A 23,700-nucleotide genomic window follows, 5' to 3' on the forward strand; every position below is an offset into this window, starting at 1 on the left:
TATGAAGGAAATTCATAGATAATATTGAAGTACTACATCAATAGTAAAAAGCATAGGAGAGAGAATCAATGGATCAACAAAAGAAGGTTTTTGAAATGTTAAATGCTTTAGATATTGAATATCAGATTATGTATCATCAAGCTGTTTTTACGGTTGAAGAAATGGACGATTTAAGAATAACTCAATATGGAGACATATGCAAAAATCTATTTTTAAGAGATGCCAAGGGCGAGAGGCATTTCTTGGTGGTTTTGGATAAGGATAAAAAAGCTGATTTAAAAAACATCCAAGAACAATTGGGCTGTACAAGATTGAGTTTTGCATCAGAAGAAAGACTTCATAGATATTTACAGATTCACAAAGGAGAAGTAACACCATTAGCTATTATCAATGATTTTGAGGCTATTGTTGAGGTAGTACTAGACAATGATTTGGTAGGAAAAAATAAGCTTGGTTTTCATCCCAATGATAATACTGCTACAGTGTGGATTTCCTTTGAGGCTCTAAAAAAAGTTATTAACCAAAATGGAAACAGAGTTCACTTTGTTACAATTTAGGCTCTTAACTAAATAGGGTTCAGCAGCTATTTAAATTAACTCAAAATCTTTTTATATTGTTATGAGAAATTCTACTCATATTTTCCAAAAAATTATAAACTATTATTGAAGTAATCACTACGACAATCTGAGAAGTAATTATTAAATTGTACATCAAAATAAAAACAGGTATCTTTTCCATTTGATAGGGAAAAAATAATTTTATATTATTCTATAGAAAGTCAGGTGGAATATAAAATGAATTTATTGGAAGTAGCATATGATTCTTTTAAACCCTTTATAAATGGTGAAAAGAAACCATTAAATGTAATGGAAGTTTCAAATTTATGGTTTTACCTTGCTATATGTAATAATACATTGCGAAACGAAGAACTGGCCTATAATACTGCTCAAAACAGTGAACTTAAAAAAATACTAAAGGATGCAAGGGATATACATAAATCAGCTGCTGAAGAGATCAATAAGCTGCTTAAATCGGAAGGTGTCCCATTACCAGAAGATACGCCAGAGAAGCCTGATATTGTAATCAAGAATATACCCGAAGGTGCAAAACTAAATGATGAGGAAATTGCTAACTTAATGTCTTTTAATCTTCTTCTGGGAATTAACTATGCTTCAAGGAATTTAACCGAATCGATTCGTCCAGATGTAGGATATGTATTCTTTAAAGTAATCATAAAAAAAGTCTTACTTGGTATAACACTTAAAGATCTTATGCAGAAACATAACTGGCTTCGCACGCCTCCTCCTTATAAAGCATAGCAGAAATTAATGGTTTGAATGATAAATATAAAATGATATTTCGTTTGATTTTAATGTTGCAAAATATACATTTAGTAATTAAGGACAGGAAATTCCCTGTCCTTATTTTATTGCCCTAAATGAAAATTTAATGACGAAGGGGTTCATGGCATAATTATGCCCAACCAAAAACTACTAAAATATTTAACTTTACTAATGCTCCTTTATATAAAGCGATGTTCACAACAAAAATTTTTTGGGATGCCAATAAAATCACATCCCTGCTTAACTAAAAGTATATTGTCTCATTAGGTCCCACAAAAGGTTCGGTAAGGACGGGTTGATATCGCAGGCAGCGTAGCGTAGTCAGCCTGTTCAGGTGAGTGGGCGTAAGGCCGTGAAAGAACATCCAGAAGCCGCTCCATTACATTGTAGTCTCCTTGTTTCACTGCGGCTTCTAATGCCTCTTCTACTCGGTGGTTGCGAGGAATTAGCGCGGGATTACTGTTCCGCATCAACTGATGCGAGGAGGCTTTTGATTCCTGCTGTCTACCTAGTCTCGCCTGCCACTGTTCATGCCACTGAGCAAATTCCGTGGTGCCAAAAAGGACCGTATCCTCAGACTTATCAAAAGTCAATGCACGGAAGGTATTAGTATAGTCCGCATGATACTTCTGCATCATACTGAGAAGGTCTTCAATAAGGGATTCATCCTGTAGCTCTTCATTAAATATTCCTAGTTTTGCTCTCATTCCCGCTAGCCAATTACAGTGATACAACTCAGTAAAATCTGAAATCGCATCCTGAGCCAGCTTGACAGCCTGCGCCTCGTTGGCATGCAGTAGCGGCAATAGGGTTTCAGCAAATCTCGCGAGATTCCAAGCAGCAATGTACGGCTGGTTACCATAGGCATAGCGGCCATGGATGTCAATAGAACTGAACACCGTTGCAGGGTCATAAGCATCCATAAAGGCGCATGGACCATAATCAATGGTTTCTCCACTAATTGTCATGTTGTCGGTATTCATCACCCCGTGAATAAAGCCAACGAGTTGCCATTTGGCAATCAGCACAGCCTGACGCTTAATCACTTCCTGAAGTAGGAAAAGATAGCGGTTCTCAACAGCATCAACATCTGGAAAATGCCTTTGCAGTGTGTAATCAGCCAGGGTTCGGAGATCCTCAACACTACCCCGTTTTGAAACGTATTGAAAGGTGCCGATACGCAGATGACTGGCAGCTACGCGGGTCAGAATTGCACCAACTTCCTCGGTTTCACGGATTACTGACTCGCCGGTTGTCACCACCGCTAAGCTTCGGGTAGTAGCAATATCCAGCGCATACATTGCTTCGCTGATGATATATTCCCGAAGCATCGGTCCAAGTGCCGCTCGGCCATCGCCCCCGCGGGAATATGGCGTTCTACCTGAACCCTTGAGCTGAATATCAAAGCGTTCACCTGAAGGCGTGATCTGTTCCCCAATCAGCAGAGCTCTACCGTCCCCTAACATCGTAAAATGCCCGAATTGATGGCCCGCATAAGCTTGAGCAAGGGGCAAAGCACCTTCGGGAATCTGGTTGCCGGCAAGCATCGCTACGCCATCATTGCTTTGCAGTGCTTGGACGTTTAACCCCAGCGATGTTACCAAGGGATGATTGAGAATGATCAACTTCGGTGATCGTACAGGAGTTGGATTGAAGCTGGTAAAAAATGATTTCGGCAGACGGGCATAACTGTTGTCTAGGTTCCATCCTGTTTCTATTATTGCTTTTCTCTCTGTCATCGTATCTCCTTTCCTTCTTCTATCTTTTTTGTATCCTAGCTTTTTCTTTTACATAAGACAAAATCATAGACATTCTATGATATTTTTAGTTGTCTATTTTCTATTCCAACACAATCCAGTCCCTTTTATTGTCTGCTTCTGTCAATTTATTATACCCTTCCCACACGTAGGCGCCCTTTGAATATTTTTTACTTTGTGCTGAAATTACAAACGTTAGGCATAAAAGGTTCCCGGGGACGATTAATTCCGATCTTGCTTATTCTTATGAAATTCATGCCACTTCACCTTGAATATTGTGAAAACAAATAAAATATCCTTAAAAATAAAACCCGGCCAAGATAACATTCACCTCGACCGGTATACATACTTTTCTATTCTCCCTATTTATGAAATTATTTTTATTCCATTAGCGCTGCAGCAAGCCTTTATATCACAAATAGTTTGTCTAAACATCTCAACAAATCTGGTGTCAGACTTAATAATCACCTCATCTATTTCTGTTTTCATCGATAAAGCATTTTCTGATTTATATTTTCTTGTCTCAGCAATAACGGCCTTTAGCTGATCTCCAAACACAATAATTTCATTATCTATAAAAGCTACATTTTCCCAACAAGATTTATGCAAAGAAATGTTATCTTCAATTCTTCTAAAAAATTCTTGATAAATATATTCCGTTATATGTGGGACATAAATGGCATATAGCTTTAGAATATTAAGCATGCAATAGTATAGAGCATGTTGTGCTGATTGACGCTCCTTATATCCACGTTTTTCAGGTTGATATAAACGTTCTTTAACGATTTCAAGGTAATTGTCGCACATGTCTTTCCAGAAAAAATCATCTACCTCATGTCTTGCTGATCCAATTTCATACTGATTAAGAAGCCTTGTCACTTCAAATACAGTCTGCTTACACCGCTCAATGATCCACCTGTCAACAGGCATTAAATCTATATCAGCACCAAGGTCAATATCATGCAAATGAGATATTGCAAATTTTGATGCATTCCATAGCTTAGTAATAAATCTCTTAGCAATACCCAATTCTTCTATAGAGAAAAATGTATCTGTACCAAGCTTGGAACTAGCAGCCCAATACCTTATAACATCCGCAGAGTGCTTTTCAATGAGAACAGACGGTGACAGTTCAGAATTACTCTTTGATTTACTGATTTTTTCTCCTTTTTTTGCTAGAACAAATCCGCAGATCATTATATCCTTCCAAGGAATTTCACCAGTATGATAAAGACTTTTAACGATCGTGTAAAACGCCCATGTACGGATAATTTCATGAGCCTGTGTTCTCATGCTCATTGGCAGAAGCTTGCTGGATATATCATTCTCCTCACGCCATTTTCCATTTATTTGTGGTGTAACTGATGAAGTCGCCCATGTATCAAATACAGAACTTTCAGATATGAATTCATTACATCCACAAGAGCAAGGCTTATTTGGGTTTGTTTCCAGAGGATTTATAGGCAGCATCTCTTCACTTGCAAGTATGACCTTACTGCATTGTTTACAATACCATATTGGAATAGGAACACCAAAGTAACGCTGACGGGATATGCACCAGTCCCACTTAAGATTTTCAACCCATAACGTGTATCTGTTCTTCATATAAGCAGGATACCAGTTAATTTTATCAGCAGCTTTTAAAAACAATTCTTTGTTTGAAAGAATATCAATATACCATTGTTTTGATGGTATAATTTCTATTTCTTTTCCGCACCGTTCATGGACTGCAACAGTATGCGTTATATTCTTCGAATCTATAAGCATTCCATTATCTGAAAGAAGTTTGATAATTTGTTTTCTAGCCGCTATAACCTTTAGCCCTCCAATAAACGGAACACTTTCATCTATAGTCCCATCGGATAGAATCACTTTCCTATAAGGTAGATTATGTGTTTCATACCATTTAACATCTGTACTGTCACCGAAAGTGGCGCACATAACAACACCTGTACCTTTTTCTATGCTAACCTTCTCATCAGAAAGTATAGGAATAGGGTAATTGTATAAGGGCACAATCGCACTTTTACCAACATACTCCTTATATCTATCATCGTCTGGATTTACAAATAAACAAACACATCCATACAGCAGTTCCGGTCTTGTTGTGGCAACCATTAGCTTTTCTCCATCTACCTTAAATTCAATATAATTAAAAGTAGTGTCTTTATCAATAGTTTCCAATTCAGCTTGGGCTATTGATGTCTGGCATTCTGTACACCATAAAACTGGTGACTCTTTCATATATGCCTTTCCATCTTCTAAAAGTCTTATAAAAGATTTCTGGGATATCCGTTGAACCATGGGATTAATTGTTTCATACTGTAATGACCAGTCAACAGAAAAGCCCAAACTCTGCCATAAATCTTTAAATTCTTTTTCATATCTTTCAGTAGTAGTAATACATTTCGTAATAAATTCACTTCTAGGCAAGTTCTTAGCAATGATACCCTCATCTTTTTCTACAAGTCTCTCTGTGGGAAGACCATTATCGTCAAACCCAAAGGGATAAAAGACATTGAAGCCTTGCATACGCTTAAATCGTGCAATCATTTCTGCTTGCGTATAAGAGAATATGTGTCCAATGTGCAAACTACCACTTACTGTTGGTGGCGGTGTATCAATAGAATAGATTTTATTTTGACTATCCATATCAAAACGATAAATACTATTCTCTTTCCAAAAGTTTTGCATCTCTTTTTCTACCTGTTTGAAATCATAATTTTTCTGCATGGTAGCACCTCCTAAAATTTTACGAACACAAAACAAAAAGTCCGCCTAAAGCTTTCTTATGTTTAGCTCAGGGCGAACTGTATGCGTCCGTGGTACCACCTAAATTCAGATATGACTATCTGCACTCTGCCAATACGGGATAGATTCTTATTTTAAATCATCCGATATCCTTTCCTTTTAACGGTGGAAATTTCCGGTGAAGTCTACTCAGATCGTATCTTTTCGGTTCACAGCTCAAAGGCTACTTCCATACTTCCGTCACGAAGATTTTCACCAACCATCTTCTCTCTGTGCTTCGGGTGAGTATGTACTCCTCCTTGTCAACGCCATTTTGTTTGTGTTCGTTTATATTATTATAGTTTACTATTCTCAAAAAATCAACAAATATTCAGATACTTCCCCTACTTCAGTAAATTTATATTATTCATGTTCTGCCTTAGCGAGTTCAATCTCTAAAAACCAATGTATCCCTCTAAACGTATTATCATTATCTAGTTATGTAAAACATAATAGGGCTCCCAACGCATAATGGAAGCCCTATTATGTTATTATCCTATTTTAGACTGATCAATATCTGCTTAAGTAGATCTCTAAATTCATCAGTATTCTTAATACGATCAAATGCCTCATCAATCATAGCTAGATTTTTGTATCTTTCATCAAAGCTAATTACTTTCTTTAAGTTATCTATAGCTTCAGGAAGATTATTTAACATAGCATAACAACGACTTTTTCCATAAATGCTACTTATAAGCTGTGGTTCAATAGCCAAACTTTTATCATAGTTTTTAATAGCTTCATCGTATTTACCTAGTTCGGCTAAAAGACTCGCCAAATAATAGTATGCATATGAATCTTCCGGATCAAGCTGAATATATTTTTGAAAAGATGCCTGAGCTTCTTCATATTTGCCTAAGGCAATCAAAGCTTTACCTTTTCCATAATAAGAAAATTTCACACTAGCATCCAGTTGTATAGCTTTGTTATAGCTTTCAATGGCTTCCGTGTATCTTTCTAGCCCAAGTAAAGCATTTCCTTTATTAATATAGGGTGGTACATCATTAGGTTCTAACGCTATCGATCTATTGCAAGACTCTAAAGCCTCCTCAAATCTATATAGATCAACTAACACCCAACCTTTGTTGTTATGTGCAGCATCGTTATTAGGATCAAAGCTTATTGCCTTGTTATAATATTCTAGAGCTTTTTGATAATCTCCGTCTAACTGTAATCTGTATCCCATTTCATTATACATATATGCGCTTATTTTGTTAGAATCAAACTTGTTATCCTTAAAAGCACTGTCTTCTAAAATCATTGAACTTATTTTTTGAATGTAATTAGGAATATCATTATCGATTACACTTGAATTCATTAATACCACATTTTTGCTATTGTCAACATAAAACAAAAATGATTTCTCATCCTCTTTTGATATAGTTTTATTATTAGAAATGTTGCATTTATCAAAAACGATATTTGAGCTTCTTGTTAAATCAATAAATCTCCAGCTACCTTCATTCTCATTAAATGTACTATTTGTAAATGCAATATTTTGTGAATCGTATATGGACATAATTGCTTCTGAACAATCAGTAATAATAGAGTCATTAAATAATAATTCACTCACATTAAACAATGTTAATCCTTGGGTTCCGCAACCAAAAAGCCTTGATTTTACAATATTTATTTTATCAGAATCTTTAAACAGGAGCACCCCTCCAGAGCATTGCCCCTTATCAGGTGTATGCCCTGCGTTTATATTAATGATATTAATATTATTACTGTTTTCAAATATAAGTACATCAGCATATCTAGATTCGGTTACTATGTTTGATAGGGTTTTTTCTATTCCTTCAATGGTAAGATTGCTTACATTTTGAATAATTAACTCTTTTCCGTCAGTTTCTTTATCCCATCTCACATATCTATTCTGCTCATACTCTTTTTTAGGTTCTGACAGGTTATACTCGCTGTTTTTCAAAATTATTTTTCTATTTGGTCCAATAGCTTTAATCAGTTCATTCACATCGCTGACTTCGATAACTTGATACTCCTCACTCTCCATTGAAATCGAAACGATTTTGTTTATCCCATCCCATTCAACATTTGCGCCGATACTTTCTGCTATAAATCTCAAAGGAATGAGCGTCCTGCCTCCATTTATTGTCGCTGGAACATCCAGTGAAACACTTCTATTATTCTTTATAGCTGACTTATTTCCTATAGGTAATTTTATCGTCAGTTCATCTTTTGTTCCTATTACCGTTTTTGTTGTCTCATCCCATCCTACTTGTATCCCTAATGCCTCAAAAACTGCCCTTACAGGCACTATTACCCTATTATTCACTATGGTAGGCTGCACATCAAGCTGAATTAACTCATTATTAACCTTTACTTGAATACCCTCATTTCCTGCAACAGCCAATAGTGGATTTAATACACACACTAATATTATAACTAGTGCTAAAACTAATTTTTTCATCCTTTTTCCTCCTACTCGTATAATGATTAAACTATAATTGCACGATATTGTATTCTATGATTTTCCTGTTTTCCCCTTCATTTTCTGCAATTATAGCAGTTTTTTGAGCCTTTTGACCTATTCAATGAAAGGAGTTCTATAATAGTTTATTTTTCAACTGTAATGAAACTTTAAAAGGTTGTATTTACAGAATTAAACGCGTTGCTTGTACTATTGCCCTAAATATATTTTTAGCATTGCTGAATTCTAGAGTATCCTAAGTACGCCTATCTACAATATCACTTTGATTTTATTATTTGGTTTGTCTAAATACATCTATTTTAAAACGCTTTTTTGCTTTTTTGTGCAACAATTCTCTCAGATAATTGTCTTTAATTGGGAAAAAGATAAAGGGGGAATCATAAATGAAAAAGAAATCTATTGTACTGTTAGCTTTATTACTATGCTTAATCTCTCAAAGCTTTTCGTATGCCAATGATATTGTAGAGCTGAAAGGGATCCCGATTAGAATCGGTGATGCAACAATTAATCAATCTGCAAGTGCATATGAGTACCTACTTGATTGGGGAAATTATGTTGATTATTATAGTAGTTCTAAGTCTATAGTAGTTACAAGCTATACGCGCTCATATACAAAACTCGATAGTATTTATGTAAAAGCTACTCTTCAAAAATACGACACTTCACAAAGTAGATGGATCAATATTACTAGTGGCACAAAAACAAATGTTAATTCTAGCTATGTTGACTATACTTTTTCTTATACACTATCCCCTGGGAAATATAGGGTATATAGTATTCATAAAACTGTTAAAGGTTCTATAATTGAAAGTGATACCTCAACTTCTGACACAATCCAAGTATATTAAGTAAATAATAAAAGCAATGAGCTATCTCATTGCTTTTATTATTTCTTTAACTTCACTATCACTCATAATATAGTCGGCATCAATAGTATACTTAATCCCGAAATACGACCAAATAATTTTACTGATTTTATCTCCAATACTAATATGTGCTATTTCTATGTTATCAAATTCTATCGTATCCACCTTGTTATTTTTTGATACATTTATATTAGCTTGGGATTCATCCCCCTCGGAGCCCTGATAGAATATTAAATGTCCATTGTCATTAGCATAATTCATTATCAGGGTTATAGGCTTATCATTAAATGATCTAACGATCACACTGCCTTCTCTCTTGAAAGGTAGCTCTCTAATTGTAAACCCCATAATATCTTGAGCATCTTCTATATTTATTTCCATTTCGCTTATTGGGTTCTCATTAGAAATTTCATTATTTTCATTGATAGATGAATTATTCTTGATTGTTGTTTTCTTATCAAAAAGGTCTATTATTCTCTTTGCAGAACTTGATTTAGTTGCTGTCACCTCGCCTGGAATAAAGAATTCGTAACTCATGAATGAAATAATAAGAATAGCAGCAGCAACCGCAATTTGAACTATTTTTCTTTTCTTAGTTTCATTTGATCCTTTGATTTTCTTCTCAATCTTAGCCCATTCCCGTTCAATTTTTACTTCATCAATGATAATTTGATTTAAATCCTCATGCAATGTATCTATAATAATTTCATCAATTCTATCCTTTCTATTCTTTTCCATGGTTTACACCTTCCTTCACTAGCAAATCATGTATTTGCTTTTTTGCCCTATTAATTTTTGCTTTTACAGTACCCATTTTCATATTTAGTTCGTCTGAAATACTCTGATAAGACAAATCATTGTAATATCGCAGCATGATTATCTGCTTAGCTTCTGGATTCATCTTGTCTAAAATATCTCTAACTATTTTTCGTTCTTCCTCTTTTTCTATTTCCATGCTAACTATATCAAATTGCTGTTCACTAACTTGCAGGACAGTCTCTATATCTTCAGTTAATGCGATCCTATTATTCTTTTTTAAATAATTTTTCGCTAAATTTGTTGCTATAACACATATCCATTGTTTAAACTTATCCGAGTCATTGAGTGTATTCATTTTTTGAAATGCTTTTAAGAAAGCTTCATTTGTAAGTTCCTCGGCTGTATCTATACTATGTACAATATAATAGACTGATCTAAAGACATCCCTGTAATAAGTTTTATATAATAAATGTTGATATTCAAGCTCAGAATAGTTCTTATGGCTTAAGACCGATTCTTCCATTATCTCACTCTCCTTACAGTTAGTTGTCAATTCTATTATAGCATCATGTTGGTTAATAATGGATAGACGTTTTTTACCATTTGTTGTCACTTTTAAAGTGTATTTCAAGTACATCTTTTAACTTCTTCCTTCCAGCTTCGATAAGTACAAAAAAATAAACCACTATTCAACATGAATGGTAGTCTATTTTCTTGTAGCCATGTAAAATATATTTTTTAATTAAGAAATCTATATAATGACTACTATTTTTCAGTATATAACTTGTCCTTAACGAGGATATGATCTTCTATCCATTTAAATACAAACTCTAGTAACTCCATTATGTACTGATCTTGTCTATGATCAACATTTTCTAAGTCCAAATCTTCAAATTTTTTAATAAAATCATCATGCTCCACCTTGTGGGATAAAAATTTACGATAACCTATGCTTGCCATATACGCTTCCTCTTCTTTAAAGTGAAATGCAGCATAATTCTTAAGTTCTTCGATGATTTCTGCAATTCTATCATATTTGTCAAAATACATATCCGATTTAAGCAATTTATAGACGCGGTTCCCAATATCAAATAATACCTTGTGTTGCTCATCAACAAATTGTACGCCTAAATCGTACTCATCTTTCCATTTAAACATATTTTTACCTCCATTTTTCCAATAGATAATGCCGATTATATAATTGATTACTTTCAAACATTATACTATATATCCAAATTTAGCATATTAAATCAATTTTTCTCCAATATTCATTATCATTAGAGGCTTTGTTCTGTGTTGGCAAGTTGTTCGCCAACTTGTGTCTTTGATATACCAATCACACATCTTAAGGTGACTGCTATAACAACTATGATACCCCCTAAAATTGACCATCTTCCTGGAACTTCTCCTAAAAGGAGAAATACCCAAATAGGATTCACAATAGGCTCAATAACAGGAATTAGTACAGCCTCTAAGGCTGTAACTGACTTTATTGCCTTGGCATACAAGATATAGGGTAATCCTAGCTGTATCGTACCTAAGAGAATCAAGCCTATCCAGCTGGATGAAGAAGGAGCGGATTGGAACATGAAAGGCACACCTATCATCGCTGTCAATATATTCCCCAGTAAAATCGATTCCAACGGAGATTCGTTTTTTTGCTTTCTCATAAGTAAGACTGTAGCCGCAAACGTTATACCACTGATAATAGCAATAATGTTTCCTAAAACATTTTTCATTTCGAAATCATCTATAAAAAATAAAATCATTCCAGCTATGATAACCCCAATAACAACCCAATCAAGCTTCGTCGTTTTCTCTTTCAAAACAACAAATCCGAAAACTGCTACATAAATTGGTGCTGTATATTGTAGCAAAATCGCATTTGCAGCTGTTGTCAGCTTATTTGCAATAACAAATGAAATTACAGTTCCTGCATAAAACACTGCACATAAAATCTGTTCCTTTGACCAGACAAATTTCGGTTTCCGTAGAACACCCCATATAAGCATTGCTGAAATAGCGCTTCGCGTCCCTGCAATGGCCACAGGATTCCACTGTACCCATTTAATAAAAAATCCTCCCAAGCTCCATAACAAGGATGCGACGATTAAATAAATGATTGCCTGCACTCTTATATTATACTGATTTGCTTCTGTTTTCATTACGTCTAAGCCATCTCCTCGCCCATTTAATCACTGCTACACTCTATCATAACATTTTCTAATACCTAGATTTTATCACCTTTTCTTCCAATACACCTAATAGATTTTTTTCTTCCTCATTCAGTTTATCTAAAAGCTCTTTACGATAAATCTTTCCTAAAACGTTCCTGCTTTTTGCTTGTCTGTTTTCCCCAATCGCCCGAGGCCACTCTATCTTATTCCCTCGATAAATCAGATCTAAATCAATAATCCTAGTACCATCATCCAAATGTTCTAGCCCTATAAGAATCTTCTTAATCTCAATGGGATCTAAAAGGGTAAAGAGTCTTACTTGATATACCATAACGGACATCAGAAACCTTGGATGATCCTTGCCCCATGATTCACCTAGAATCAAGCCAACATCTAGGGCATCTAGTATCAAAGATAATCGCTCATGGTGAAGCATATACTGACTATATCTATCAAAGATACGAATCTGTAAGTCATACCAATTCTTATCATGGAACCCTTCATTTAAAAAACGTAATACCTGACTTCTCATTTTTCTCTGAAGCTTATGTATATCCATATCAATTAACACATGCTTCGTATGTACATCCTTTAGGCTTAGCCTTCTATTGACTGGATGACTGGTAAAGCTGATAATTGTTTGATTAGCCATCCCTATATTTAAGCACTCGTTAAATGAAAGTACGCTTCCATTGTAAGTTTCACTGACACTATCAATTATCCGATCGTGATCCCCCACGGTTCTCATGATTAACAAACCGGGAGATATATGGGAGTCTTCAATTAAATCGGTCATTTTCCCATTAATGAGGCGAGAGAACCATTCATCAGCTGGGATTGGCACTACAACAATCGCTTTTACATCAGACAACATGATTTTCTTCTTACCTGGTTCTGTCAAAAATACTATGGTATGATCTTCTTCAGCACTTTCAAAGGCTTCATTAAGCGCTAATAGACTTCCATTAAAATGCATAGTAAACATCTCCACAAGCTTGTCTATATAAAAACTGTTCAGTACAATTAATCTAGGTCCGTCTCTAAAAATTGAGATCATTTTCCCCCTCCTCTATATACCCATCTTGCTCCTTCTAAGTCTATAATTGTCCGTTCCTGCTGGATAAAGAAGCTTAATAATTTCTTTATTCTCTACCTTAATTATATTTATGCTGTCAATCCCATCTAGATAACTAGGATCCTTTGTATTCACTCTACAATGACCATACATATAAAACTCACTATTTTCATGAAGCTTTTCGTAATAATGGGAGATACTAATTCTTATTCCATAGACACCGAGCACAGTACTTTCTTCATAAACCTCTAGTTTCGGCAATGGATGCAATGCTTCCATACAATCATGATTCCCTAAGGTAACAATGATTCGATCCTCAACGAAAGGACTGATCGCTCTCAAAAAATGATTGGCCCTTGCCTTGTATTTCTGAACATGGTAAGGTAGCATTTCTAGCTTTACTTCATCTGCAATATCGCCTGTATGAATCAAGACATGAGGCTTTACGGTTTTTATCAGTTGAATAAGATCCTTATAAATCATTGAGGGCGTGTCACTGATATGCATAACCTTCACAGACTTATCCTTCAATTCGTTGGGTACATATATCCCACCTGTTAGATGTAGTAATACCTTCCAAATTTCTTTCATGTTTTCTCCTTAAATACTTTTCTTGTATTTCATATAAACGATCCCATTATTTTGCTAAAATATCCTTTATATTAACACTAGTGCTGTTTCTCACACTTAATAACATGATTTAAGGCAATATAACAATATGATTTGCAACGGGTCTTTCTTTCCCATCGGAAGGTCGATTTAATATTTTACCATTATAATACATGACACTAGACCCCCCACCATCTAAATTATAGGCTTCCTTTACCCCTAAGCTAAGAAGTTTATCCTGTAGCAGTTCAAGGGTCACACCGATACTCCAATTTCCCTGTCTGCCATCAATGACAATCATAATTAAATCATCATTGGCATATTTTCCAATAATCGTTCTAGGTTGATTTGTCTTTTTCCATTTTTCAGGAATTTCTACTTTTTTTCCTTGTTTTAACAAGACCGGGATAAAGCTCGTCCCCTGATAGGGCTGTAATTCCATAAGTTCTGTCTCTGTTTTAGGTACTGTCCCTATGACCTGTCCTTTTTTATTAATCCCAGCAAAGAATAGATCTCCAGGATACCCGTTAAAGGGTTCCACCAGTGCACCATCTATGACTGTATTTCCGATCAACTGAGCATATGTGGATCCATTTCTCTTTTCTGTATAAAACCCGCCCCCATTAATGGCAAGAATCGCATCTTTACGTTTTGCTACACTAGAGGTAGTTTCCAATTCCCCCAAGCGGTCCTTTCCTAAGACTACTTGAAAAGTCTTTGGATCAAACAACTTAACCTTCGCAATATATCCTCTATAACCAAGCTCAGCCAAAGGGAAAATTTTCACTTCCACTCGATCTGATCTATGTTTTCCTACGGCAGGCCCAAGCATCTCTAATATTTTTTTCTCATACATATCATCAGATAGCTCTTTCTGTGATGAACTGGATTCAGAAAGATGGGTTATTTGCTCATCTTGCTCACTAAAAACCTCTATCTGCTGATCTACAATCATACCTAAATCATCAATTTTATTTTTCAAATACTCCACTTCATTATTTAAGATATCCATCTGTTCTCCAAGAAATTCCATTGGAAACTCTAATTTCCTGCTATCTTTCTGAAAATCAATACTTACCAGGAAAAGCGCTAAAAAAGGTGCTATCAAGAAGAGCAAAAAAATATTAATTTTGCCCATTTGGTGCCTCCTTAAGAATTTTTAAGCTTTTTTCTAGATTCTTTAGCTGTAGGTCAAGGTTTTCTAACTTTTCATCAATCCTTTCCTGCACTACAGTAGAATTAGAAATTGTAGAATCTGTATTTTCAATATTTCCCCTTAAACTACTGATTTCTTGTCTTACTTGTTCAATGCGTTCCCCAAGTTCTTGAATATTTATAGCATTTTCCTGTTGGACATTTCTAATCGAAGTATCTACATAGCTTTTCGCATATGTATACCCATAGTACACAATAGTACTCCATAGGGTAATAGCCACAATGAAAAACACCAGTGTTCTCCATATATCCTTGTCCTTCTTTCTTCTTCTCGTGGTAATCGCGCTCTCATCTATCCCCTCGACAAGAATCTCTTTTTCCATATTTTCATCCTTTCCTCAAGCATAGTTAAATCATACGTGCCTCTTTATTCAATAATATTCCGGATATGATTGATTTTAGATCTTGTATTAAGAGAACCAATAACTACTTCAATGGCATCAAAACGACACCCACAATCATACAAACCCTTCCATTGAATATATTGCTGAGCAGTATATCGTAAGTGCCTTGTTTTCCTATAATCTATGGCTTCGGCAGGTCTCCCATAGGCTAGATTTGATCTGGTTTTCACTTCAACAAATACGATCATATTGTTATCTTTGGCTATAATATCTATCTCTCCATATCTTGAACGATAATTTCTTTCAATAACTACATACCCTTGATTTACCAAATATCTTATGGCAGCATTCTCCCCCTGTATACCTATCTCTCTATTATACCCTTTCATATTATCGTTCCTCTTTCATATCTAGATCAACAATGAAGGCTAGCACTTCAGCAACTACTTGATATAATTCTGGAGGGATCTCTTCTCCCAAAGACAAATGATTGAGCTGTCTTGCTAACTTTTCATCTTGATATGTCGGAATATCAAATTCTTTAGCTATGTCCATAATTTTTTCTGCAATTTCCCCTTGTCCCTTTGCAATGAGCTGGGGCGCTTGATGCTTACCTACCTCGTATTTTATTGCAGCGACAATTTCTTTCTTCTCCTTCATATCATCACACCTTTAAATCAATAGAATTATGCCTTAGGCTTTTCTCACTTCTTGCTGCATTTATTAAATGTATTGGGCTTTGACTTACTGCATAATGAAAATATACATTTGTAAATCCATATCCTGTCAATCCGTCCTCTAATTTTTTCTCATGGGATTGGATCAATTGTTTAGCATATTCAGTCTCAATTCTAAAGTTGCAAGTAATGCTTTTCTCCTTAATTTCTATCAACGCCTGGACAAATGCCATATTCTTTGTATCTAATGATACCAGTATCTTGACATCCTGAGGGTTAATTTTTTTACTTTTCCCTCGCTCCTGAACAACAAACAAATCAAGATTGCGATGACTATTTCCAATTTCAATAGGCACCTGCAAAAAGGTTTGCAATGGATTAACCTTTCCCAGAAAATCAATATTGTTTTTTAAATTTTCTAATTGTTTTACAATATCTTTATGCTGGTCTGAATCTAATGCCGTCAGCTTTAATTTTACCATTTCAGCCTTTGCATATAGTTCTTTTAATACCTCTTGAAATTCTGGATTACGATTTATCAACGCATCTTGCAGTTTTAATGTTGTTTCTCTAAGATTCTTACCAAGATTCACCGTCTTGTCATCTTTCATCAAACTTTGAATAATTTCTTCAAACTGCTGGGACATGGGAAACTGTCTTAATATTACATCATTTAACGCTGTTGCATTCTTCAAATTAATTTTCAATCCATTTTTGAGCAGAAATATAATTTTATCAAAATCCATTTCTCTAATATTTATTCGCTCAATATTTCCCTCTACCTTAGCATCCATGTTTTTTTCCATTTTAGATAGCAACTCTGTTTTTTCACTATTTTCTAATTCACTCGAATTTATAACCATTTCCTTGGTATTTACAAATTTATTTTCATGACTTTCCTCGCCATCCATTTGAATCGACGATTCTCCATGGCTTTGTTGTTGCTCTTGATTCCTCATCAATTCTCTTAGTGCTTGTCCCAAATCCATTTCAAGAAATTGACCTTTTTCAGTTTGAACATCTTGCATTCCTTTCAATAGACTTTCAATTCTATCAAATTGAAGCCTCGCCTTGTTTACTTCCATAATCATTCTCTCATTAACAGGCATCTCTGCTTCCAACAATAGTTTTACCAATTGAATTTTATCCTTGTCAGGAGCGATTCCTGCCTGCTCTAAAAACTTTATAATTCCTTGATCACTCTGCTGTATGTTTACATCTTCGTTTAGTAATGGCTTCATAAAAATTTGCCCATCTTCACCAGTTTTTACGATAAACTGATATGTGTTTCCCTTTTCCAAATTAAGTCCCAAAATATTATTTTGCTTCGCCTCAATGGATTTTCCATTTCCCAGTTCTAACAAAAAGATTTCATTCAAGATACTTTTTATTTTGGCCGTAATGATCTGGCCTTCTTTGAAATTCCCGATTTCACCTTGACTAATCCCCAGTGCCCTCACTTCAGCGTTTACTTGCTGTATGCTCTTAAATTGATCATTTGAAATTGTGATTCTCACCTTGATATTCACCTACAATCCCCTTTAGAAAGGTTTTTCTATGAATATTTGTAATTCCATGCTTCTCAATACTTTCATAATGTTCTTTGGTCCCATATCCTTTGTGATTACGAAATCCATATTGGGGATACAAAACATCATATTCTTTGATCATTCTATCCCTAGTCACTTTTGCAATAATAGAAGCTGCTGCAATGGAAATACTTTTGCTATCTCCCTTTATCAATGCTTGCTGCTTAATATGTATATCGGTTAATTTTACTGCATCAATTAACAAATATTCTGGACATATACTTAGGTTTTCTATGGCATTACTCATGGCCAATTTTGTAGCATTAAAGATATTTATTTCATCGATGATATGGTTGTCCACAATGCCGACACCAATGGATAAGGCTTTATCCCGTATGATATCAAACAATATATCTCTTTTTGCCTCAGATAACTTTTTAGAATCATCAATTCCCTCAATAAATATGCCTTTAGGTAGAATCACAGCAGCAGCTACAACAGGGCCTGCAAGGGGTCCTCTCCCTGCTTCATCAATCCCTGCGATCAGTTTTACACCCGATTTAAATATCTCATTCTCATAGTACCATAGTTTTCTAACTCGCTCTTTTTCTTGGATAAACTTTTCTAACTTTTTTGCTAGACCTTCTCCAAGCTTTCGAATGCTAGTTCGTTCATCTTTTAATAAAAAGGGAATTAGTTTAGCCCCTGCCTCTATGTCCATCATTTTTATTAGTTTCTCAATTTCTTTTGCACTCTTTCCTTCAAAATTCATATCTCAACCTAACCTCCATTAGAAATATATTTTATTATATCATTTTTGATGGTTCCTTGCTTTTTAAACATCGTAAATTTCCCATTTTTTTGAAAAACAAAAGACACTATTCAAGGTTAGTGTCTTTAAAATCCTCTGGCTTTTCCAGGGTTATATATCCAATTTTTCCACCTCTAAATTCGTCTAAAATAATATTAGCAACTCTACTATAATCGATTCTACCTCCAGAAAATATACAGCCTCTCTTGATTGCTATATTATCCAAATTCTTTAATGGATCCTCATCTAGATCAGCTAGTTTGTATCGTGCCTTTAGCATCTCAGGATAGGCGTTGGCGAGGTATTCTGTAAGTCTTAATGCAACTGTATCGATATCTAGTACTTCATCTTTTATGGCACCGGTAAATGCTAGCTTAAAGCCTACTTCCTGATCCTCAAACTTAGGCCACAGAATTCCTGGAGTATCCAAGAGTTCTATATCCCCTTTCAGTCTGACCCATTGCTTTCCTTTCGTCACGCCTGGACGATCGCCAGTTTTTGCACTTTTCTTTCCCGTTAACCGATTGATGATAGAAGATTTCCCTACATTGGGTATACCAACAATCATGGCTCGGACAGGCCGCGGTCTCATTCCCTTTTGGACCAACTTATCGAGCTTTTCCTTTGCAGCAGCTTGCACGCCTTCAACCAGCTTATCTAAACCTTCTCCATTCAGAGAATTGACTGGAATTGCCTCAATCCCTTGCTCTTTAAAAAAGCGAATCCACTGATTTGTCGATTTGGTATCCGATAGATCGCTTTTATTCATTACAATGACCCTAGGCTTACCTTCCACAACTTCATCGATTTGTGGGTTTCTACTACTTATAGGAATCCTAGCATCTAATAGCTCTATCACCACATCTACAAGCTTCAGATTCTCCTTAATTAATTCCTTCGTTTTCTTCATATGTCCAGGATACCAGTTTATGTACACATTTATCACCACACATTTTTTCAGATTTTACCAAAATCCCTAAAAGGCCATACTCTCATTATTGCCTTTCCTTTCACGAGTTTTAAAGGAATTGCACCAATATCTTCATATCTACTGTCTTTACTATTATTCCTATTATCCCCTAGAACAAATATGGTATCTTTTGGAACAAGTCTTCTGCTGAAATCTCCCATCGTCTGCTCAAGGATATAAGGTTCATTACAAATTTCTCCATTTACAATAACCTGTTCATTTTTGATTTCAATGGTATCTCCTTCTGTTGCAATTACTCTCTTAATAAAAAAGTACGTCTTATCATGGGGATACTGAAATACTACAATATCATTCTTTGTTGGTTTATGAATAAGATACCCAAATTTACTAATCAACAACCGATCTTGATGATTTAATGTTGGTACCATGGAAATACCATCCACTTGAATAAAATCAAAAACCAACATCTTGATAAACACAGCCAAAAGAATTGCTATAAGCAATGTCTCAAGCCATTCTCTTATTTCCTTATTAGGGTTATCCATGGCCTCACCTCAAAACGCTACCTGTCCAAACTTATTTAAACATTGACAAAGGGACTGTAACCAGTCCCCTTGAAATTAAAATTTCTTTTCTTTAACTTTTGTTGCTGCCTTACCAGTTCTTTCACGAAGATAGTTAAGCTTCGCTCTTCTAACTTTACCTCTTCTAATCACTTCGATTTTTTCAATCTTTGGTGAATGTAATGGTAAAGTTCTTTCAACACCAACACCATAAGAAATTCTTCTTACTGTGAAAGTCTCTCTTAAACCACCATTTTGTTTTTTAAGAACGATACCCTCAAAAGTCTGAATTCTTTCTCTTGTACCCTCTTTTACTTTTAAGTGAACCTTTACTGTATCACCCACATTAAAAGCTGGTATATCAGATTTTAATTGTTCTTGTTCTAGCACGCTAATGATATCCATGGTTGTCCCTCCTTCCTTCCTAGACGTTCATGTTTCACTTTAACAGAGGACCGCCCGTATTACCACTAAACAATTATAACACAGACAATATTTCAAGACAACAACTATTTTGAAGTATTATCATTTAATAGCCTATCTATAACCTTTTTTTCATATTTATCTAATTCTTTCTCTTTTATATATTTCTCAAATAAATCTGGCCGATTCTTCAGTGTAATTTTTAAAGCCTCTTCCTTACGCCATTCATCGATTTTCTTGTGGTTTCCAGATAAAAGCACATCGGGGACAGCTAATCCTTGAAATTCATTAGGTCTTGTATATTGAGGATATTCTAATAGCCCTGCGTAAAAAGACTCATCCATAAAGGATTCTTTCTGTCCCAACACGCCTGGAATCATCCTTGCTACCGCATCGATTACAACCATAGCGGGCAATTCTCCACCCGTTAAAACATAATCACCTATTGAAATTTCATCCGTCACCCAATGATCTATCACTCTTTGATCAATACCTTCATAATGTCCACATAGAAACACCAATCTTTCCTCTTTCGATAATTCAATGGCCATTCTTTGATCAAAAGTTTTTCCTTTAGGTGACATATAAATCACGCGACTATCCAATGCTTTTATGGCTTCCAATGCACGGAAGATTGGTTGGGGTTGCATGACCATGCCAGCTCCGCCACCATAGGGATAATCATCCACCTGCTTATGCTTATTTTCAGCATAGTCACGAATATTTGTAATTTGGATATCGATGATCTGATTTTCTTGGGCTCTTCCAATCATACTTTCCCCTAATGTTACCCGGAACATATCAGGAAACAATGTTAAAATATCAACTCTCATTCTATCAAGCCCTCAATTACTTTCACCGTTATCGTGCAAGTATCTAGGTTCACTTCTTTAATAAACTCGCCCACTGCAGGTATTAAAATATTCTTGCCCGCAGTTTTAGCAGACGCTACTTCATAAATATCGTTCCCAGCAGCTTGAATTACATCCTTTACCATCCCTATAAATTCACCCTCATCAGAGTAAACCTTTAATCCGATTAAATCTGTAATAAAATATGTATCCGCTTCAAGCTCACGAGCATTTTTTTTGCTAATTGTCAGATAACAATTTCTAAACTTCTCCGCCACATTTATATCATCGATACCTTTAAATTTTAATATAACCAGATTACTTTTGTATTTAACTTTTTCTATAAAGTACTTTTTTTCAGTATCTGCATCCATATAGACCCATTCTAATTCTTCAAAACGCTCTTTATAGTCTGTAAGAGGATATACACGAACTTCACCCTTTATTCCTTGCGTATTCACAATCTGTCCAACCTTTAGCAGTTTATCCACCATATTCACCTGCCTAATTGTAAAATCTTTTTCTCGTATCAAAATCATTATCTATCATTATATCCACATAACAAGGGAGTATACAGTTTTTTATACTACAAGAGGATTAGGAAACCCTAATCCTCTTGTAATAATTATTGAATTATTTCAACCACTACTCTCTTATTTTCCTTGGTAGCAGCAGCCTTTACTACTGTTCTTATGGCTTTTGCAATTCTACCTTGTTTACCGATTACTTTCCCCATATCTTCAGGAGAAACCTTCAGTTCAATAATTAGTGATTGTGATCCTTCAACTTCTGTAACAAAAACTTCATTTGGGTTATCCACTAATGCTTTAGCAATTACTTTTACTAACTCACCCATTTATTACACCCCCCGAAAGCTTTCTACGCTTTCTTAGACTGCTCAAACTTCTCAAGAACACCATACTTTTTGAATAAGTCTTTCACTGTATCAGTAGGTTGTGCACCAGTTAATAACCATTTGATTGCCTTTTCATCATCGATTCTAACATCAACTGGCTCAGCAACTGGGTTATAGTAACCAACCTCTTCAATGAATCTTCCATCTCTTGGTGAACGAGAATCTGCAACTACAAGTCTATAGAAAGGCTTCTTCTTAGCTCCCATTCTTTTCAATCTGATCTTTACTGCCATTATATTCACCTCCTTTAAATGTCATATACTAATTATCTTCCAAAGAATGGCATTTTCATTTTGCCGCCCTTTTTCATACCCTTTTCCATATCGGAAAATTGCTTCATCATTTTCTTTGTTTGTTCGAATTGCTTTAAAAGATTATTTACCTTTTGTACAGTCATACCACTTCCAGCAGCAATTCTTTTTCTCCTGCTCCCGTTGATAATGGAAGGATTTCTTCTCTCTTCCGTCGTCATGGAACTAATCATAGCCTCGATGTGAGCTAATTCTTTATCATTAATCTCAATATCTTTTAATTGCTTTGAATTAGCTCCTGGAATCATCTCCAAAAGCTGACTCAAAGGACCTAGTTTTTTCATCTGTTGCAACTGATCAAGGAAGTCTTCAAAAGTGAAATCCTGAGATCTTATTTTCTTTTCTAGTTCTCTTGCTTTTTTCTCATCAAAGTTGGCTTGGGCTTTCTCAATGAGGCTAAGCACATCACCCATTCCTAGAATTCTGGAAGCCATTCGATCTGGATGAAAAGGCTCAAGCTCACTTAGTTTCTCGCCCATACCTACAAATTTAATAGGTTTTTGAGCAACAGATCTTACAGATAGAGCCGCACCACCTCTAGTATCGCCATCCATCTTTGTTAAAATGACCCCATCTATACCTAGTCTATTGTTAAAGTTCTCTGCAACATTGACAGCATCTTGTCCTGTCATGGCATCAACTACAAGTAAGATTTCGTGGGGTATGACTACCTTTTTTATATTTTCAAGTTCTTCCATCAGATTTTCATCGATATGAAGTCTACCAGCCGTATCTATGATGACAACATCATTTCCATGTTTGCCTGCATGTTCAATACCTTCTTTAGCGATTTGAACAGGACTAACCTTGTCTCCTAAAGAGAAAACAGGAATGTCCAATTGTCCTCCGACAACTTGAAGCTGTTTGATTGCCGCTGGTCTATATATATCCCCAGCTACCAGTAAAGGTCTTTTTCCAAGCTTTTTTAAATAAGCTCCCAACTTACCACCTGTTGTCGTCTTACCGGCCCCTTGTAATCCCACTAACATAATGACTGTAGGCGGCTTTGACGCAAAGGTAATCTTGCTATGGGTTGTACCCATTAGGGCAGTCAATTCTTCATGAACAATCTTTACAACCTGTTGTCCAGGTGTAAGGCTTTCCATAACCTCTTGCCCCACAGCACGGTCTTTCACTTTATCAATAAATTCTTTTACAACCTTAAAGTTTACATCAGCTTCCAGTAGGGCCAGCTTTACTTCTCTCATGACCTCTTTCACATCATTCTCAGTAAGCTTTCCTTTACTTTTTAGCTTTTGTAAAGCGCCTTGCAATTTATCGGCCAAACCTTCAAATACCATTTT

General features: G+C 35.4%; 26 protein-coding genes and 1 other annotated feature. Of the genes, 3 read left to right on the forward strand and 23 right to left on the reverse strand.

The features are described from left to right. The first annotated feature begins 68 nt into the window (after positions 1-68). Positions 69-557 carry a prolyl-tRNA synthetase associated domain-containing protein gene (locus tag HNQ80_RS19095; RefSeq protein WP_184312276.1) on the forward strand — a complete coding sequence of 163 codons (489 nt, stop codon included), beginning with the start codon at positions 69-71 and terminating at the stop codon, positions 555-557. A 237-nt stretch (positions 558-794) separates the two neighbouring features. Further along, entirely contained in the window at positions 795-1,319 is a 525-nt protein-coding gene (locus tag HNQ80_RS19100) for a DUF3231 family protein (RefSeq protein WP_184312277.1), read from the forward strand. Positions 1,320-1,606: 287 nt separating this feature from the next. Here the strand turns inward: HNQ80_RS19100 and HNQ80_RS19105 are convergent, their stop codons facing one another. The 3 genes from HNQ80_RS19105 to HNQ80_RS19115 form a co-directional block, all read right to left on the reverse strand. Continuing rightward, positions 1,607-3,082, reverse strand: a complete 1,476-nt coding sequence (locus HNQ80_RS19105) for a protein adenylyltransferase SelO (protein WP_184312278.1) — start codon at positions 3,080-3,082, stop codon at positions 1,607-1,609. A gap of 384 nt (positions 3,083-3,466) precedes the next feature. Beyond that, positions 3,467-5,833, reverse strand: coding sequence for a valine--tRNA ligase (locus tag HNQ80_RS19110; protein ID WP_184312280.1), 2,367 nt, complete (start codon positions 5,831-5,833; stop codon positions 3,467-3,469). 65 nt (positions 5,834-5,898) lie between these two features. Beyond that, positions 5,899-6,166 (reverse strand) — a binding site (T-box leader). A gap of 220 nt (positions 6,167-6,386) precedes the next feature. Next, positions 6,387-8,318 (reverse strand): tetratricopeptide repeat protein, encoded by a 1,932-nt coding sequence (locus HNQ80_RS19115; RefSeq protein WP_184312281.1) that lies wholly within the window; start codon positions 8,316-8,318, stop codon positions 6,387-6,389. 404 nt (positions 8,319-8,722) lie between these two features. On the opposite strand from HNQ80_RS19115, the gene HNQ80_RS19120 reads away from it, so the two are divergent. Then, positions 8,723-9,187 (forward strand): hypothetical protein, encoded by a 465-nt coding sequence (locus HNQ80_RS19120; protein WP_184312283.1) that lies wholly within the window; start codon positions 8,723-8,725, stop codon positions 9,185-9,187. A 21-nt stretch (positions 9,188-9,208) separates the two neighbouring features. Here HNQ80_RS19120 and HNQ80_RS19125 read toward each other — a convergent pair whose 3' ends face one another. From HNQ80_RS19125 to ffh, 20 genes are all read right to left on the reverse strand, one after another. Then, entirely contained in the window at positions 9,209-9,943 is a 735-nt protein-coding gene (locus HNQ80_RS19125; RefSeq protein WP_184312284.1) for a DUF4367 domain-containing protein, read from the reverse strand. Beyond that, positions 9,930-10,577 (reverse strand): RNA polymerase sigma factor, encoded by a 648-nt coding sequence (locus HNQ80_RS19130; RefSeq protein WP_207727104.1) that lies wholly within the window; start codon positions 10,575-10,577, stop codon positions 9,930-9,932. The genes HNQ80_RS19125 and HNQ80_RS19130 overlap by 14 nt, the downstream gene beginning before the upstream one ends. A 152-nt stretch (positions 10,578-10,729) precedes the next feature. Further along, entirely contained in the window at positions 10,730-11,122 is a 393-nt protein-coding gene (locus tag HNQ80_RS19135; RefSeq protein ID WP_184312288.1) for a bacteriohemerythrin, read from the reverse strand. Positions 11,123-11,241: 119 nt separating this feature from the next. Further along, complete coding sequence (locus HNQ80_RS19140) at positions 11,242-12,129, reverse strand: DMT family transporter (RefSeq protein ID WP_184312290.1); 888 nt, start codon at positions 12,127-12,129, stop codon at positions 11,242-11,244. A gap of 58 nt (positions 12,130-12,187) precedes the next feature. Next, the gene (locus HNQ80_RS19145) at positions 12,188-13,198 is read right to left on the reverse strand and encodes a hypothetical protein (RefSeq protein ID WP_184312291.1); all 1,011 of its coding nucleotides are present in this window, start codon (positions 13,196-13,198) and stop codon (positions 12,188-12,190) included. Positions 13,199-13,210: 12 nt separating this feature from the next. Beyond that, positions 13,211-13,807, reverse strand: a complete 597-nt coding sequence (locus tag HNQ80_RS19150) for a metallophosphoesterase (RefSeq protein WP_184312293.1) — start codon at positions 13,805-13,807, stop codon at positions 13,211-13,213. A 109-nt stretch (positions 13,808-13,916) separates the two neighbouring features. Then, positions 13,917-14,963 (reverse strand): phosphodiester glycosidase family protein, encoded by a 1,047-nt coding sequence (locus tag HNQ80_RS19155; protein WP_184312294.1) that lies wholly within the window; start codon positions 14,961-14,963, stop codon positions 13,917-13,919. Then, a complete protein-coding gene (locus HNQ80_RS19160) occupies positions 14,950-15,363 on the reverse strand; it encodes a hypothetical protein (RefSeq protein ID WP_184312295.1) in 414 nt (137 codons plus the stop codon). The genes HNQ80_RS19155 and HNQ80_RS19160 overlap by 14 nt, the downstream gene beginning before the upstream one ends. Before the next feature lie 44 nt (positions 15,364-15,407). Then, entirely contained in the window at positions 15,408-15,773 is a 366-nt protein-coding gene (locus tag HNQ80_RS19165; RefSeq protein WP_184312297.1) for a YraN family protein, read from the reverse strand. 1 nt (position 15,774) lies between these two features. Continuing rightward, on the reverse strand, positions 15,775-16,044 hold the full coding sequence (locus HNQ80_RS19170; RefSeq protein ID WP_184312299.1) for an EscU/YscU/HrcU family type III secretion system export apparatus switch protein: 270 nt from the start codon (positions 16,042-16,044) through the stop codon (positions 15,775-15,777). Positions 16,045-16,048: 4 nt separating this feature from the next. After that, entirely contained in the window at positions 16,049-17,590 is a 1,542-nt protein-coding gene (locus HNQ80_RS19175) for a hypothetical protein (protein ID WP_184312300.1), read from the reverse strand. Next, entirely contained in the window at positions 17,556-18,362 is an 807-nt protein-coding gene (locus HNQ80_RS19180) for a ribonuclease HII (protein ID WP_184312301.1), read from the reverse strand. The genes HNQ80_RS19175 and HNQ80_RS19180 overlap by 35 nt, the downstream gene beginning before the upstream one ends. 106 nt (positions 18,363-18,468) lie before the next feature. Next, complete coding sequence (gene ylqF / locus HNQ80_RS19185) at positions 18,469-19,344, reverse strand: ribosome biogenesis GTPase YlqF (protein WP_184312342.1); 876 nt, start codon at positions 19,342-19,344, stop codon at positions 18,469-18,471. Positions 19,345-19,358: 14 nt separating this feature from the next. Then, positions 19,359-19,877: a signal peptidase I gene (gene lepB, locus HNQ80_RS19190; protein ID WP_184312302.1), complete on the reverse strand. Its 519-nt coding sequence runs from the start codon at positions 19,875-19,877 to the stop codon at positions 19,359-19,361. Between the two features lie 75 nt (positions 19,878-19,952). Then, the gene (gene rplS, locus HNQ80_RS19195) at positions 19,953-20,300 is read right to left on the reverse strand and encodes a 50S ribosomal protein L19 (protein ID WP_184312303.1); all 348 of its coding nucleotides are present in this window, start codon (positions 20,298-20,300) and stop codon (positions 19,953-19,955) included. 104 nt (positions 20,301-20,404) lie between these two features. Then, positions 20,405-21,151, reverse strand: coding sequence for a tRNA (guanosine(37)-N1)-methyltransferase TrmD (gene trmD, locus HNQ80_RS19200; RefSeq protein ID WP_184312305.1), 747 nt, complete (start codon positions 21,149-21,151; stop codon positions 20,405-20,407). After that, positions 21,148-21,708, reverse strand: a complete 561-nt coding sequence (rimM, locus tag HNQ80_RS19205) for a ribosome maturation factor RimM (RefSeq protein ID WP_243183414.1) — start codon at positions 21,706-21,708, stop codon at positions 21,148-21,150. The genes trmD and rimM overlap by 4 nt, the downstream gene beginning before the upstream one ends. An 86-nt stretch (positions 21,709-21,794) precedes the next feature. Further along, on the reverse strand, positions 21,795-22,025 hold the full coding sequence (locus HNQ80_RS19210) for a KH domain-containing protein (protein WP_184312308.1): 231 nt from the start codon (positions 22,023-22,025) through the stop codon (positions 21,795-21,797). Between the two features lie 23 nt (positions 22,026-22,048). Then, positions 22,049-22,318, reverse strand: a complete 270-nt coding sequence (gene rpsP, locus HNQ80_RS19215) for a 30S ribosomal protein S16 (protein ID WP_184312309.1) — start codon at positions 22,316-22,318, stop codon at positions 22,049-22,051. A gap of 32 nt (positions 22,319-22,350) precedes the next feature. Further along, a complete protein-coding gene (gene ffh, locus HNQ80_RS19220; RefSeq protein WP_184312310.1) occupies positions 22,351-23,697 on the reverse strand; it encodes a signal recognition particle protein in 1,347 nt (448 codons plus the stop codon). Positions 23,698-23,700: the final 3 nt, after the last annotated feature.

The organism is Anaerosolibacter carboniphilus (genome assembly GCF_014205875.1).
Classification (GTDB): domain Bacteria; phylum Bacillota; class Clostridia; order Peptostreptococcales; family Thermotaleaceae; genus Anaerosolibacter; species Anaerosolibacter carboniphilus.

Bases quoted from the DNA above. Each gene is read 5' to 3' on its own strand.
- HNQ80_RS19105 (WP_184312278.1), bottom strand. From the start codon at position 3,082: ATGACAGAGAGAAAAGCAATAATAGAAACAGGATGGAACCTAGACAAC.
- HNQ80_RS19160 (WP_184312295.1), bottom strand. From the start codon at position 15,363: ATGGAAAAAGAGATTCTTGTCGAGGGGATAGATGAGAGCGCGATTACC.
- HNQ80_RS19155 (WP_184312294.1), bottom strand. From the start codon at position 14,963: ATGGGCAAAATTAATATTTTTTTGCTCTTCTTGATAGCACCTTTTTTA.
- HNQ80_RS19125 (WP_184312284.1), bottom strand. From the start codon at position 9,943: ATGGAAAAGAATAGAAAGGATAGAATTGATGAAATTATTATAGATACA.
- trmD (WP_184312305.1), bottom strand. From the start codon at position 21,151: ATGAGAGTTGATATTTTAACATTGTTTCCTGATATGTTCCGGGTAACA.
- HNQ80_RS19165 (WP_184312297.1), bottom strand. From the start codon at position 15,773: ATGAAAGGGTATAATAGAGAGATAGGTATACAGGGGGAGAATGCTGCC.
- rplS (WP_184312303.1), bottom strand. From the start codon at position 20,300: ATGGATATCATTAGCGTGCTAGAACAAGAACAATTAAAATCTGATATA.
- HNQ80_RS19140 (WP_184312290.1), bottom strand. From the start codon at position 12,129: ATGAAAACAGAAGCAAATCAGTATAATATAAGAGTGCAGGCAATCATT.
- HNQ80_RS19170 (WP_184312299.1), bottom strand. From the start codon at position 16,044: ATGAAGGAGAAGAAAGAAATTGTCGCTGCAATAAAATACGAGGTAGGT.
- ffh (WP_184312310.1), bottom strand. From the start codon at position 23,697: ATGGTATTTGAAGGTTTGGCCGATAAATTGCAAGGCGCTTTACAAAAG.
- HNQ80_RS19110 (WP_184312280.1), bottom strand. From the start codon at position 5,833: ATGCAGAAAAATTATGATTTCAAACAGGTAGAAAAAGAGATGCAAAAC.
- rpsP (WP_184312309.1), bottom strand. From the start codon at position 22,318: ATGGCAGTAAAGATCAGATTGAAAAGAATGGGAGCTAAGAAGAAGCCT.
- HNQ80_RS19145 (WP_184312291.1), bottom strand. From the start codon at position 13,198: ATGATCTCAATTTTTAGAGACGGACCTAGATTAATTGTACTGAACAGT.
- HNQ80_RS19100 (WP_184312277.1), top strand. From the start codon at position 795: ATGAATTTATTGGAAGTAGCATATGATTCTTTTAAACCCTTTATAAAT.
- HNQ80_RS19095 (WP_184312276.1), top strand. From the start codon at position 69: ATGGATCAACAAAAGAAGGTTTTTGAAATGTTAAATGCTTTAGATATT.
- HNQ80_RS19135 (WP_184312288.1), bottom strand. From the start codon at position 11,122: ATGTTTAAATGGAAAGATGAGTACGATTTAGGCGTACAATTTGTTGAT.
- HNQ80_RS19180 (WP_184312301.1), bottom strand. From the start codon at position 18,362: ATGAATTTTGAAGGAAAGAGTGCAAAAGAAATTGAGAAACTAATAAAA.
- HNQ80_RS19115 (WP_184312281.1), bottom strand. From the start codon at position 8,318: ATGAAAAAATTAGTTTTAGCACTAGTTATAATATTAGTGTGTGTATTA.
- lepB (WP_184312302.1), bottom strand. From the start codon at position 19,877: ATGGATAACCCTAATAAGGAAATAAGAGAATGGCTTGAGACATTGCTT.
- HNQ80_RS19150 (WP_184312293.1), bottom strand. From the start codon at position 13,807: ATGAAAGAAATTTGGAAGGTATTACTACATCTAACAGGTGGGATATAT.
- HNQ80_RS19210 (WP_184312308.1), bottom strand. From the start codon at position 22,025: ATGGGTGAGTTAGTAAAAGTAATTGCTAAAGCATTAGTGGATAACCCA.
- HNQ80_RS19120 (WP_184312283.1), top strand. From the start codon at position 8,723: ATGAAAAAGAAATCTATTGTACTGTTAGCTTTATTACTATGCTTAATC.
- rimM (WP_243183414.1), bottom strand. From the start codon at position 21,708: ATGATTTTGATACGAGAAAAAGATTTTACAATTAGGCAGGTGAATATG.